General features: G+C 36.7%; 13 protein-coding genes and 2 other annotated features. All 13 genes read left to right on the plus strand.

Features of this window, described 5'->3' with window-relative positions; all coding sequences use genetic code 11:
• Window positions 1–409 precede the first annotated feature (409 nt).
• The 13 genes from FG383_RS19915 to FG383_RS19975 all read left to right on the plus strand — a co-directional run bounded on the left by FG383_RS19915 (window position 410) and on the right by FG383_RS19975 (window position 12,697).
• Window positions 410–1,432 carry a glyceraldehyde-3-phosphate dehydrogenase gene (locus FG383_RS19915; RefSeq protein ID WP_142609339.1) on the plus strand — a complete coding sequence of 341 codons (1,023 nt, stop codon included), beginning with the start codon at window positions 410–412 and terminating at the stop codon, window positions 1,430–1,432.
• Between the two features lie 205 nt (window positions 1,433–1,637).
• A complete protein-coding gene (gene speD, locus FG383_RS19920; protein WP_142609341.1) occupies window positions 1,638–2,021 on the plus strand; it encodes an adenosylmethionine decarboxylase in 384 nt (127 codons plus the stop codon).
• A gap of 115 nt (window positions 2,022–2,136) precedes the next feature.
• Entirely contained in the window at window positions 2,137–2,601 is a 465-nt protein-coding gene (gene nrdR / locus FG383_RS19925) for a transcriptional regulator NrdR (RefSeq protein ID WP_142609343.1), read from the plus strand.
• Window positions 2,602–2,628: 27 nt separating this feature from the next.
• Window positions 2,629–3,984, plus strand: a complete 1,356-nt coding sequence (locus tag FG383_RS19930; protein WP_246097074.1) for a replication initiation and membrane attachment family protein — start codon at window positions 2,629–2,631, stop codon at window positions 3,982–3,984.
• Window positions 3,985–3,993: 9 nt separating this feature from the next.
• Window positions 3,994–4,935 carry a primosomal protein DnaI gene (dnaI, locus tag FG383_RS19935; RefSeq protein WP_142609345.1) on the plus strand — a complete coding sequence of 314 codons (942 nt, stop codon included), beginning with the start codon at window positions 3,994–3,996 and terminating at the stop codon, window positions 4,933–4,935.
• Between the two features lie 221 nt (window positions 4,936–5,156).
• Window positions 5,157–6,206, plus strand: a complete 1,050-nt coding sequence (locus FG383_RS19940) for a Fe(3+) ABC transporter substrate-binding protein (RefSeq protein WP_142609359.1) — start codon at window positions 5,157–5,159, stop codon at window positions 6,204–6,206.
• An 83-nt stretch (window positions 6,207–6,289) separates the two neighbouring features.
• A complete protein-coding gene (locus FG383_RS19945; protein ID WP_425467673.1) occupies window positions 6,290–7,909 on the plus strand; it encodes an ABC transporter permease in 1,620 nt (539 codons plus the stop codon).
• 1 nt (window position 7,910) lies between these two features.
• Window positions 7,911–8,618 (plus strand): ABC transporter ATP-binding protein, encoded by a 708-nt coding sequence (locus tag FG383_RS19950; RefSeq protein ID WP_142609349.1) that lies wholly within the window; start codon window positions 7,911–7,913, stop codon window positions 8,616–8,618.
• A 70-nt stretch (window positions 8,619–8,688) separates the two neighbouring features.
• Window positions 8,689–8,918: a binding site (T-box leader), on the plus strand.
• A 57-nt stretch (window positions 8,919–8,975) separates the two neighbouring features.
• Complete coding sequence (thrS, locus tag FG383_RS19955) at window positions 8,976–10,901, plus strand: threonine--tRNA ligase (RefSeq protein WP_142609351.1); 1,926 nt, start codon at window positions 8,976–8,978, stop codon at window positions 10,899–10,901.
• Between the two features lie 67 nt (window positions 10,902–10,968).
• Window positions 10,969–11,117: a sequence feature (ribosomal protein L20 leader region), on the plus strand.
• A gap of 39 nt (window positions 11,118–11,156) precedes the next feature.
• Window positions 11,157–11,720, plus strand: coding sequence for a translation initiation factor IF-3 (gene infC / locus FG383_RS19960; protein WP_221887547.1), 564 nt, complete (start codon window positions 11,157–11,159; stop codon window positions 11,718–11,720).
• Between the two features lie 30 nt (window positions 11,721–11,750).
• Window positions 11,751–11,951 (plus strand): 50S ribosomal protein L35, encoded by a 201-nt coding sequence (gene rpmI / locus FG383_RS19965; protein WP_053588661.1) that lies wholly within the window; start codon window positions 11,751–11,753, stop codon window positions 11,949–11,951.
• Between the two features lie 43 nt (window positions 11,952–11,994).
• Window positions 11,995–12,354 (plus strand): 50S ribosomal protein L20, encoded by a 360-nt coding sequence (gene rplT / locus FG383_RS19970; RefSeq protein WP_142609353.1) that lies wholly within the window; start codon window positions 11,995–11,997, stop codon window positions 12,352–12,354.
• 58 nt (window positions 12,355–12,412) lie between these two features.
• A complete protein-coding gene (locus FG383_RS19975; protein WP_142609356.1) occupies window positions 12,413–12,697 on the plus strand; it encodes a DUF1294 domain-containing protein in 285 nt (94 codons plus the stop codon).
• Window positions 12,698–12,904 lie beyond the last annotated feature (207 nt).

Raw genomic sequence — 12,904 nt, forward strand, 5'->3', positions numbered from 1 at the left:
TCAAGATGAGTCCTGTACAATACCGTACTCATCTTGCGCAAGCCGCTTAACTAAAAAATCATGTCTAACTTTTGGGGGTCACTACACGACGCCTAAGCGGCGGGGATGGCTCATCGCTCACCCGGCGGAAAGCGTTCGACTACAGCGAAAATCTTAGCGGTCACTTTCTTACCACGCAGTATCCCTATTATGCGCGACATACCATTCATCTTTCCCATTTGCCAAATCGGGGTAGTGACCTCCGCTAGTGTCTTCGTTCTATAGAAAAATAACCTGAATATGGATAAAAGCCCAAATTTAAAATAAATAAATCTTTCTTATAAAAGAGGCTACATGATTGATATAATGTGTTATACTAATTACAGGTTAGAAAATATAAAGTATCACACAGTTACAGGAGGATTTTCACATGGCAACTTCGATTGCAATTAATGGTTTTGGACGTATTGGACGAATGGTATTTCGCCAAGCAATTGTACAGGAAGAGTTAAATGTTGTAGCGATTAATGCAAGGTATCCTTTAGAAACATTAGCACACCTAATCAAATATGATTCTACACATGGTACTTTTTCTGAAGAAGTATTAATAGAAGACAATGCACTTGTTGTAAACGGCAAACGAGTTAAAATTGTGAATGATCGTGATCCAGCGAACTTACCTTGGGAAGAGTTGAATGTCGACATCGTAATTGAGTCAACTGGAAAATTTAATGATGGTGAAAAAGCAGCTGCTCACTTAAAAGCTGGGGCGAAAAAAGTAATAATTACTGCTCCTGCCAAAAATGAAGATGCAACTATTGTAGTTGGTGTAAATGATGACAAATTAGATTTAGAAAATCATCATATTATTTCCAATGCAAGCTGTACAACAAATTGTTTAGCACCAGTTGCAAAAGTATTGAATGATACGTTTGGAATCGAAAACGGGTTAATGACAACAGTTCACGCATATACAAATGATCAAAACAATCTAGATAATCCACATAAGGATTTAAGACGTGCACGTTCATGTGGGCAATCCATTATTCCAACTTCTACAGGCGCTGCAAAAGCGCTTACACTTGTGTTACCAGAGTTAGAAGGGAAAATTCATGGGATGGCGCTTCGTGTACCTACTCCGAATGTCTCTTTAGTAGATCTAGTCGTAGACGTACAAAGAGATGTAACGGTGGAGGAAGTAAATGAAGCATTTATTCAAGCTTCTGAAGGAGCTATGGCAGGAATATTAGGATTTACAACGGAGCCATTAGTTTCGATTGATTTTAATACTTCTACTCTTTCTTCTACTGTAGATGGATTAACTACAATGGTTATCGGTGATCGTAAAATAAAGGTTCTTGCTTGGTATGATAATGAGTGGGGTTATTCAGCACGTGTAGTAGACTTAACTAAAAAAGTTGCTGCCGGTCTTAAACTAGTTTCTAGCATATAAGATTATGATCCTCTTTCTAACTTTTTTAGAAAGAGGATTTTTATATGTTGCTTATTTTATTAATACATCATATAATGATAATCGTGTACTTCACGTACATGGACTACTTAAAGGGTTAGGACCTCTTTGGACTAACTTTCCCCCGTGGTAGTCAACTTTGATTGTTACTATTAAAACTAAAACTTATCAAAGGGGGAAACGGACATTGGAAACAATGGGACGTCACATTATTGCAGAACTATGGGAATGCGATTTCGACAAACTTAACGACATGCAATTTATCGAGCAAACATTTGTTGATGCTGCATTAAAGTCGGGTGCAGAAGTCAGAGAAGTTGCATTTCACAAATTTGCACCACAAGGTGTAAGTGGAGTCGTTATAATTTCCGAATCACATTTAACGATTCACAGCTTTCCAGAGCATGGTTATGCGAGCATTGATGTGTATACATGTGGTGATTTAGATCCATCAGTTGCAGCTAATTATATTGCAGATGCTCTTAATGCTGGAATACGCGAAACGATTGAAATGCCTCGTGGTATGGGTCCAGTTAATGTACCTAAGTCGCGCATGACAGTTCAAGCGTAATAACTTAGCCTAAATGACTTAGCAGAGGAAGCGATTCCTCTGCTTTTTCGATTTTATCCCAAAACATTGTTATAATAGATATACAAATCCATGTAAGGAATTAGGTGAGATCAATATGAGATGTCCAGCTTGTCAATATAATGGCACGAAAGTTGTCGATTCCAGGCCAGTTGATGATAATAAAGCAATTAGAAGAAGAAGAGAGTGCGAAGATTGTGGATTTAGATTTACAACCTTTGAAAAAGTAGAAGAAACTCCTTTAATCTTAGTGAAAAAAGATGGTTCACGGGAAGAATTTAGTAGAGAGAAAGTACTTCGTGGTTTAATACGCGCATGTGAGAAAAGACCAGTTGCGCTTGATCAACTAGAAGATATCGTCTTTTCGATTGAAAAAGAATTGCGAAGAGCAGGTAACTCCGAAGTGAAATCGGAGGAAGTTGGAGAAAAAGTAATGGATAAACTTGCGAAAGTAGATGAAGTCGCTTACGTTCGCTTCGCTTCTGTCTATCGCCAATTTAAAGATATCACTGTCTTTATAGATGAGTTAAAAGAAATACTTAAAAAAAATCCAACATTATAAGCAGCAAGAGAGTAGGTGCAACTGTCGATGTTATATAAGGAGCTTCAGCCAGCAGACATGTATATGATTCGCTTGCCATATTCTTTTTCGGATTATGATCGCCAATTATTAACATTGTTTTATCAACCATTAGTTGGAGCGGAAAGCATCAGCCTATACTTAACGTTATGGGCTGATGGAGAAGCAAAAAAAAACGAGGGATTGCCCCATTATCAACTAATGAATGTATTAGGTGTTTCCATTGGTAAAATTTTTCAAGCGAGAATTGCATTAGAAGCAATTGGTTTGCTTCGTACTTGGCAAAAATCAGAGAATGACGGTCGTGTCTTTTATTATGAGTTAACTGCCCCGCTCGATGCAGAGTCCTTTTTAAAAGATCCATTATTGTCGATGTTTTTGTTAGGGAAAATTGGGGAAAACGCATATAAACAATTACGTAGTAGATTTATCCAACCTGCGAACTGGCATGATGGGTTTACAGATGTATCTCGCACCTTTATGGATGTGTTTAAACCATCTTCGAAAACAGGGAATGCCATTTCTTATGAAGATGAGTTTCAATCTAAAAAAAGAATGGATTCTGTTCCTTTTTACTTCGATCAATTTGATTTTGCTTTATTGCAGGAAGGGTTGTCGGAACAACTTGTACCAAAATCAGCGATGACGATAGAGGCAAAAGAAGTAATCGCAAAACTAGCTTTTTTATATAACTTACACCCTGTTGAGATGCAAAAAGTGGTCATACTTGCATTAGATGATGAACTCCATCTCTCCGAAGCAAGATTAAAAAAAGCATGCGCTGATTACTATAAACTAACTGTTTCAAAAACCGCTCCAGTTATTGAGAAAATTGAGCAAACGGCTAAACCAATACCTGAAACGAGCCAAGCTTTATCAAAAGAAGAAGAACTTATCCATTATTTAGAAACGACTGCTCCCGCAATTGTATTGAAAGATATTGCGAACGGCAAAGAACCAATTCTAGCAGATGTACAATTAGCGAATCATTTTGTCACTCATTTTAAAATGCCAATCGGTGTTGTCAATGTGCTATTGCAATATGTGTTACTTCGTACGGATATGAAACTGACGAAAAATTATGCTGAAAAAATTGCTTCCCACTGGATGCGAAAAGATGTGAAAACAGCAAAACAGGCAATGGAACTTGCAAGAAGCGAACATGAGCAATATATAAAATGGAAAAGTGAAGGATCTCAACAGAAATCTTATACGAAAAAACCAGTTCGAGAAGAAAAAGTACCGGATTGGTTTTATAAAAAAGATGGTGAAACAAAGCAATCTGGAAATGCAACAAATGGCATACAGAATATAGATGCAGAACGACAAAAATTATTAGCTGATTTAAATGCATTGAAAAGGTAGGTGGAAATAATGGAACGAATTAATGAAACGTTAAAAAGAATGGTTCAAACACCCGAATTCTCCACAAGGTTAGATGATATGAAACGAGAAGTGTTAGAAGATCCAGGCGTGCAAAAGTTTTTAGAAGAAAATGCAGCTGACATGTCGAAACGTATCGTCGATCGGGGTTTAAGTAAATTATACGAGTATAAGTCACAGTCTCATGATTGCGGTTCGTGCCAATCCCTAGAGCAATGCAAGAATTACATGAAAGGCTATGAACCAAAATTAGTTTTAGAGCGTGGTCTAATTGATTTAGAATATGTTCGTTGTAATCGAGGAATAATCGAGGATGAGCGCAGAAAAGTTACTTCGATGATTGATAGCATACATATGCCTAGGGAAGTAATGGAAGCACGTCTTAGCGATGTAGATGTAAGCGACGGTAGTCGGGTCGTTGCAGTTCGCGCTGCTGTTGACTTTTTGGAAGAATGGAAACGGACGAATACATTGCCAACGAAGGGACTCTATATACACGGGAAATTCGGCGTTGGGAAATCTTATTTGCTTGGTGCACTAGCAAATGAATTAGCAGCTAAACATATTCATTCTGTAGTAGTATACGTTCCAGAATTTTTGCGTGAAATGAAACAATCCATTCAAGATCACTCACTATCGGAAAAAATAGAATTCGTCAAAAAAGCTCCCGTTTTAATGCTCGATGATATTGGTGCAGAGGTAATGTCTAGCTGGACGAGAGATGAAATATTGGGGACTATTTTGCATTTTCGAATGTCAGAACAGCTGCCTACTTTTATGACTTCTAATTTCAACTATTCTGAGTTAGAGCATCATCTCTCCGTCACACAGCGTGGGGAAAAAGAAGTAGTGAAAGCCGGACGAATTATGGAACGAATTCGTGCACTTACGATTCCAATCTCACTCCAAGGGAAGAATTGGAGAGATTCTTAATATTTTTTCAGTTGAAACATGATAGGAACTAGTTGAGAGCGTGGATATTTCTCCGCTCTTTTTTGTCTGACAATTCTAATTTTATTATTCGTTGGTAATTTCTATTGATTTTTATATATTATCGATTATAATAAATAATGAAAATGATAATCGTTTTCATTTCAAAGCCAATCATTACTAAGGAGAGAAAAGAATTGAGAAAGATATTTAGTTTATTCGTGATGAGCTTACTGCTTATGCTAGCGGCTTGTGGAAATGAGACAAGCGAACCTACAAAGACACCTAGTACTACAGAAAAAGAGGTAACAACTACTGAAAGTAAAGAAGTCAATTTATATACTAGTCGCCATTATGATGTGGATGATGAGTTATACGCGAATTTTGAAAAAGAAACTGGTATCAAAGTAAATGTAATTAAAGGCGAAGCGGACGAGTTACTAGAGCGTATTAAACGTGAAGGGGATGCTACACAAGCAGATCTTCTTTATACAGCGGATGTTGGACGTTTGTATCGTGCAAAAGAAGAAGGAGTTCTACAGTCTGGTTCAAGTGAGCTATTAGATAAACAAATTCCAAAGAAATTTCAAGATAATGACCAAATGTGGTATGGTTTGACGAAACGTGCGCGTGTTATTATATATAATAAAGACAAAGTAAAGCCAGAAGAATTATCAACATATGAAGCGTTAACAGAAGATAAATGGAAAGGCCGTGTGCTTATTCGTTCTTCAGAAAACGTATACAACCAATCTTTACTTGCTTCATTCATTGACATTAATGGGGAAGAAAAAGCAAAAGAATGGGCAGCAGGAATTGTTGCTAATTTAGCTCGTAACCCTGAAGGGGGAGATCGCGATCAAGCAAAAGCGATTGCTGCTGGAATTGGTGATGTTGCTATAATGAATACTTACTATTACGGTCAAATGCTAAATTCAGAAGATCCTGAAGAAGTAAAAGTTGCGGAAGGACTAAATGTGTTCTTTCCGAATCAAGAAACTACAGGAACGCATGTTAACATTAGTGGAGCGGGAATTGTAAAGCATTCTAAAAATAAAGAAAATGCTATTAAGCTTCTAGAGTTTTTGTCAGCTCCAGAAGCACAAGGAACATTTGCAACTGCAAACTTTGAATATCCTGTAAACGTTGATGTTGAACCTTCAGATCTTCTGAAGTCTTGGGGTGATTTTAAAGAACAAGACATTCAGCTTTCTGTTTTAGGTGACAATAATGCTAAATCTATTATGATTTTCAACGAGGTTGGTTGGAAATAATAAAGAGTACTCCCTTGCTGATAAATTCGGCAAGGGGTTTCTTGCGATTATAAACTGAGGTGTTTTCTTCCGTGAAGAGGCTTATGCTAAATATAAATAGTTGGACTATTTCAGCGTCTTGCATAATTATTTTATTATTTTTACCTAATTTAACAATTTTGAAAGGTATTTTTACTCCTGCCAATGAAAATTGGGATCATTTGAAAAAATTTGTTTTACAAAATTACATACAAACATCTGTAATATTAGTAGTTTTTACAGCTGTTTTTAGTATCGTAATAGGATTAAGTCTTGCATGGCTTATTGCACAATATCAATTTCCTTTACGGAACTTTTTTAAATGGGCATTAATTTTACCTTTAGCCATTCCTCCATTTATTGGAGCATATACATATCACGGTATTGTAAATTATACTGGAGTAATACAAAAGACACTGCGCAATGAATTTGGTATAATAGTTAACCCATCTTATTTTGATATAATGAATATTCCAGGTGCAATATTTATTTATACGTTGTTTTTGTATCCTTACGTTTACACCATTACGCGTATTTTTTTATCCAATCAATCTGCTTCATTGATCGAAAGTGCTAAAATTCTTGGGAAGGGACCTTGGCAAATTTTCTTTCAAATAGTAATACCGATCTCTAGAGTCGCAATCGTTGGAGGATCGAGTTTAGTTGTGCTTGAAGTGTTGAATGATTACGGTGTCGTTAAATATTTTGGTATTCAAACATTTAGTACGGCAATATTTCAAACATGGTTTGGATTTGGAGATATTGAAACGTCCATTAAACTTGCTGCTTCCTTGATGGGATTTGTTATATTGATTTTAGTTTTCGAAAAGCTACTTAGAGGAAAAAAGCAATTCAGTTTCGCTTCGACTAAAGTAAGGCCATTACAATTAATTAAGCTAGGAGGATTGAAAGCTTTATTTGCAACTTCCTATGTATTAATTATTTTTAGTTTCGCATTTTTAATACCAGTCGCTCAATTAGTGAGTTGGTTTATATTAACTTTTGGAAAAATTCCTACGGATCAATTTTTTCATCATATTAAAAACTCGGTTTTTGTAGCTGGGGTTAGTGCTGCAATTATCATATTTTGTGCACTTATTATCGGAAACTTCAGTCGTATAGTCAAAGGGAGGTATGTAAAAGTACTGCCTAAGATTACCGTGCTAGGTTATTCAATTCCTGGAGCAGTTATTGCCGTTGCAGTCGTTACAACATTTATTGCCTTAGATCGCTTTCTTTCTCCTATTTATGCAGTCATGGGGATAGATTCAAAGCTTGTACTAAGTTTGAGTATTATTATGTTAATTACTGCTTATATCATTCGATTTTTTGCTATTGGTTATAACGCAATAGAATCTGGTTATGATAAAATAGGTACAGATTTTAGTCATGCATCTCGCATACTAGGGGCCGGCTTAATGAGAACTTTTGTCAAAGTTGACCTTCCAATGATGAAAGGTGCCATAATAAGCGGGTTTATCCTTGTGTTTATTGATATTATGAAAGAAATTCCGTTAACTTTAATATTACGTCCATTTAACTTTGATACACTTGCAACAAAAGCTTTTCAGTATGCAAGTGATGAAAGAATTATGGAAGCTTCTCAAGCTTCTCTAATCATTATCACGATAAGTGCAATTGCAATTTTTGTATTTCATTATTTACTTGAAAAGGGGCCGAAATAAGATGTTTATAGCAATTAAAAGTGTATGCTTTTCTTATTCTAACTCAAAAGAAAATGCGATTGACGAGTTCAGTATGACAATTGAAAAAGGGGAAGTCATTTCTATTTTAGGAAGAAGTGGTAGTGGTAAAAGCTCGATTTTACGTATTCTTGCCGGATTAGAATTGCCAACAAAAGGTACATTTACGATAGGTGACAATGTATTATTTAGTTCAACTACTTTTGTTCACCCGGAGAAGCGTGGGATTGGTTTAGTATTTCAAGATTATGCTCTTTTTCCTCATATGACAGTGACCGAGAATATTAGTTTTGGTTTATTTAGATTAAGTAAAAAGGAAAAAGAAAAAAGAATAAAGGAAGTTTTAGAATTAGTAGAACTAGCAGGCTTTGAAAAAAGGTACCCATATCAATTGAGTGGTGGTCAGCAGCAACGGGTTGCTCTTGCACGAGCACTTGCACCAAAGCCAAACCTTTTGCTTTTAGATGAACCTTTTTCTAATTTGGATGCTGAATTACAGTATAAAATTCGAAAAGATTTACGAGATATATTAAAAAGGGCTAATATTACATCTATTTTCGTAACACATGATGAAAATGATGCCCATGCTTTAGCGGATCGTATTGTTAAAATTGATAAAGGGAAAATTGTGAAAGTTGGTAGACCTTGTGATATGTTGGGTATGCCAATCAAACAAGAAGTAATGCAGTAAAAAAGCTCGATAAGTAATATTCACTTGCAATTTTTTTTACATACCAGTATACTTTCTTTTATAAGAATATTTTGATGCATTGAAGAGGACAACAATCAGTTTGAACGACTTTTTAGAGAGAGAAGCCTTGGCTGGAAGCTTCTTAAGTACCGGCAATCGATTTACCACCTCCGAGCAGCAACTGTGAATTAATAGTAGCAGTTACCGGTCACCGGCCCGTTAGCCGATGCAGAGCTTCGTCTATTTTTGTTTTAGTAGACAGAAGAAGGGTGGAACCACGATTTGAACCTCGTCCCTTTTTAGGGATGGGGTTTTTTTGTGTTTTTTTTATTATTAATTTTACAAGGAGTGTTCAACATGGCAGAAGTTATTAAGTTAAAATTTCCAGATGGAGCAGAAAAGGAATTTCCAATAGCTACAACAACAGAAGAAATTGCACAATCGATTAGTCCAGGATTACGTAAAAAAGCATTAGCGGGTATGCTAAGTGGGCAATTGATCGATCTTAAAACACCGATTACAACTGACGGTGAAATAGCAATTATTACGCCAGAATCGGAAGAAGCATTAGAAATTCTTCGTCACAGTTCGGCTCACTTACTTGCGCAAGCGATTAAGCGTTTGTTTAAAGATGTAAAACTTGGAATTGGTCCAGTCATCGAAAACGGTTTTTATTATGATATCGATTCACCTGAACCGATTACTGCAGAACACTTTCCATTAATCGAAAAAGAAATGAAAAAAATTATTAACGAAAACATCGAAATCGTGCGCCTCAATGTATCCCGCGCGGAAGCTTTTGATAAATTTAAAGAAGATGAGTACAAAGTAGAACTTCTAGAAGCTATACCAGAAGGTGAACAAGTATCAATTTACGAACAAGGTGAATTTTTCGACCTTTGCCGTGGAGTACATGTGCCATCTACAGGTAAGTTAAAAGAGTTCAAATTACTTAGCATCGCAGGAGCATATTGGCGCGGGAATAGTGACAATAAAATGCTTCAACGTATTTACGGTACTGCTTTCTTCAAAAAAGAAGAGCTTAAACACCATCTAGAAATGTTAGAAGAAGCTAAAGAGCGTGACCACCGTAAAATTGGAAAAGAGTTAGCATTGTTTACGAACTCTCAAAAAGTAGGGCAAGGTTTACCTCTTTGGTTACCAAATGGTGCAACGATTCGTCGTGTCATCGAGCGTTATATCGTTGACAAAGAACTTAAACTTGGTTACAAACATGTCTATACACCAGTACTAGGATCTAAAGAGCTTTATGAAACTTCCGGTCACTGGGATCACTATCAAGATTCAATGTTCCCGCCAATGGAAATGGATAACGAAACATTAGTACTGCGCCCGATGAACTGTCCACACCATATGATGGTTTTCAAAAACGGTATGCATTCTTACCGCAATCTTCCATTACGTATTGCAGAACTTGGTACAATGCATCGCTATGAAATGTCAGGAGCGCTTTCCGGTTTACAACGTGTTCGCGGGATGACATTAAATGATGCGCATCTTTTCGTACGCCCGGACCAAATTAAAGCGGAATTCCAAAAAGTTGTAGAGCTTGTCATCGCAGTTTATAAAGATTTTGACTTAAAAGATTATACATTCCGTCTATCTTATCGTGATCCACAAGATACAGAAAAATATTTTGACGATGACGCAATGTGGGAAAAAGCACAAGCGATGTTAAAAGAAGCAATGGATGAGCTTGGCTTAGATTATTTTGAGGCAGAAGGCGAAGCAGCATTCTACGGACCAAAATTAGACGTTCAAGTGAAAACAGCAATTGGTAAAGAAGAAACTTTATCAACTGTTCAATTGGATTTCCTATTACCGGAACGTTTTGACTTAACTTATGTTGGCGAAGATGGTAAGCCACATCGTCCAGTCGTAATACACCGTGGAGTCGTTTCGACAATGGAACGTTTTGTTGCCTTTTTAATCGAAGAATATAAAGGTGCTTTCCCAACTTGGTTAGCTCCAGTTCAACTAGAAATTATTCCAGTATCCAATGAGGTACATTTCGATTATGCAAAACAGATTGAAGAGAAATTAGTAGCAGCAGGTTTCCGTGTAGAAATGGATGATCGTGAAGAGAAACTTGGTTATAAAATTCGAGAAGCTCAAATGCAAAAAATTCCGTACATGCTCGTTTTAGGTGATAAAGAGTTAGAAACAGGTAATGTGAACGTACGTAAATACGGAGAACAGCAATCGGAAAGTATTCCATTTGATGTGTTTTTAGCTCGCATTCAGGAAGAAACAAAACATTAATCATAAATACTGTTGACATGTACAAGGCTACATGCTATAGTTATTAAGGTTATTGAATACAAGTTTGTGGTATAAGAAGAGGCTGCCCGCTTCTCACCTGTTCGACACATTAAGTTGTTGACTGGTAAGCACACGATCGACTGTAATATGTAGGCATCTACATGTACTTATATCGGCGGGCAGACATACATCTTATGTCTGCTCGTTTTTTTATTTGATCGAAAACGGCGTAAGTAATTCGTTTCTACGGAATTTATGCCCAAACCATGTATTCGCGACACTATTTGGAGGTGGATTGTTATTAGCAAAGACATGTATGTGAACGATGGCATTCGAGCACGCGAACTACGAGTTATTGATCAAAATGGCGATCAGTTAGGATTGAAAACACGTAACGAAGCACTTGAAATTGCAGGTCGTGTAAATTTGGATCTTGTCCTTGTGGCTCCTCAAGCCAAGCCGCCAGTCGCTCGTATCATGGACTATGGTAAATTCAAATTTGAGCAGCAAAAAAAGGATCGTGAAGTTCGTAAAAATCAAAAAATCATCGTGATGAAAGAGGTTCGTTTGAGCCCAACAATCGATGAACATGATTTCCAAACGAAACTTAAAAACGCGATCAAGTTCCTTGAAAAAGGAGATAAAGTGAAAGCATCTATTCGTTTTAAAGGTCGTGCCATTACTCATAAAGAGATTGGTCAACGCGTTTTAGATAGATTTGCAGAAGCTTGTACGGAAGTATCCACGGTTGAATCAAAACCGAAAATGGATGGCCGTAGTATGTTCTTGGTGCTAGCACCAAAGAACGAAAAACAGTAACAGAGTACAATTGTTTAGGAGGAATTCGACATGCCGAAAATGAAAACTCACCGTGGAGCTGCAAAGCGTTTCAAAAAGACGGGTACAGGAAAATTAAAACATGACCGTGCTTTTGGAAGCCACTTATTCGCTAATAAATCTACTAAAGCTAAACGTAAACTACGTAAAACTAAAGTAGCTTCTTCAGGCGATTACAAACGTATCAAAACTTTACTTACTTACATGAAATAATAAGAAATTTAAATCTTGAAAGAATAGCAGGAGGTAATGAATCATGCCACGCGTAAAAAGCACACCAGTAACAAAAAAGCGTCGTAAAAAAGTATTAAAATTAGCTAAAGGTTATTACGGTTCAAAACATACATTATATAAAGTAGCAAACCAACAGGTTATGAAATCTTTAATGTATGCATACCGTGACCGTCGTAACAAAAAACGTGAATTCCGTAAATTATGGATCACACGTATCAATGCGGCAGCACGTCTAAACGGTCTTTCTTACAGCCGTTTAATGCACGGATTAAAATTAGCTGAAATCGAAGTAAACCGTAAAATGTTAGCTGATCTAGCTGTGACAGATGCAGCAGCATTTACACAACTTGCAGATGCAGCAAAAAAAGCAATCGCTAAATAATAAAAGATAAAAAAGCTGATAGAGATTCTATCAGCTTTTTTTGTACAAGGAGTATGAAATGACGGAAATCATTCTAATTGTTGTTTTAATAATGTCTATACTATCGTTTATCGTAATGGGCTATGATAAGTCTCAAGCAAAAAAGCATAAACAAAGAGTTTCAGAGCGTACGTTATGGACACTTGCAATCCTTGGCGGAGGCATTGGTGCTTATTTAGGTATGCAGTTATTCCGACATAAAACAAAGCATACGAATTTTCGAGTAGGGTTTCTAATGTTACTCATTTTGTATGCATTTTTACTTTTTTGGTTAGTAAAAGCGAACAACCCTACGATTACATAAGGGATGTTCGCTATTTTTATGCTTAGGAAACCACACAAATTTAGGCATGTGGATAATTTTTTCAAGTAATATTAATATAAGGTATGACGTTTTTTATATTATACGTGTTATAGAGATACTGCGACGTAGTGCGTCGACTAGTGACCGCTAGGATTTTCACTGCAGTCGTACGCTTTCCACCGGGTAAGCGATGAGCCTTCACCGTCG

The organism is Psychrobacillus soli (genome assembly GCF_006861775.1).
Classification (GTDB): domain Bacteria; phylum Bacillota; class Bacilli; order Bacillales_A; family Planococcaceae; genus Psychrobacillus; species Psychrobacillus soli.

What these genes read in the sequence shown, in the direction of transcription:
- FG383_RS19950 (WP_142609349.1), top strand. Translation starts at nt 7,911, where the DNA reads ATGTTTATAGCAATTAAAAGTGTATGCTTTTCTTATTCTAACTCAAAA.
- infC (WP_221887547.1), top strand. Translation starts at nt 11,157, where the DNA reads ATGCCCAAACCATGTATTCGCGACACTATTTGGAGGTGGATTGTTATT.
- thrS (WP_142609351.1), top strand. Translation starts at nt 8,976, where the DNA reads ATGGCAGAAGTTATTAAGTTAAAATTTCCAGATGGAGCAGAAAAGGAA.
- FG383_RS19915 (WP_142609339.1), top strand. Translation starts at nt 410, where the DNA reads ATGGCAACTTCGATTGCAATTAATGGTTTTGGACGTATTGGACGAATG.
- rplT (WP_142609353.1), top strand. Translation starts at nt 11,995, where the DNA reads ATGCCACGCGTAAAAAGCACACCAGTAACAAAAAAGCGTCGTAAAAAA.
- nrdR (WP_142609343.1), top strand. Translation starts at nt 2,137, where the DNA reads ATGAGATGTCCAGCTTGTCAATATAATGGCACGAAAGTTGTCGATTCC.
- dnaI (WP_142609345.1), top strand. Translation starts at nt 3,994, where the DNA reads ATGGAACGAATTAATGAAACGTTAAAAAGAATGGTTCAAACACCCGAA.
- rpmI (WP_053588661.1), top strand. Translation starts at nt 11,751, where the DNA reads ATGCCGAAAATGAAAACTCACCGTGGAGCTGCAAAGCGTTTCAAAAAG.
- FG383_RS19975 (WP_142609356.1), top strand. Translation starts at nt 12,413, where the DNA reads ATGACGGAAATCATTCTAATTGTTGTTTTAATAATGTCTATACTATCG.
- FG383_RS19945 (WP_425467673.1), top strand. Translation starts at nt 6,290, where the DNA reads ATGCTAAATATAAATAGTTGGACTATTTCAGCGTCTTGCATAATTATT.
- FG383_RS19930 (WP_246097074.1), top strand. Translation starts at nt 2,629, where the DNA reads ATGTTATATAAGGAGCTTCAGCCAGCAGACATGTATATGATTCGCTTG.
- FG383_RS19940 (WP_142609359.1), top strand. Translation starts at nt 5,157, where the DNA reads ATGAGCTTACTGCTTATGCTAGCGGCTTGTGGAAATGAGACAAGCGAA.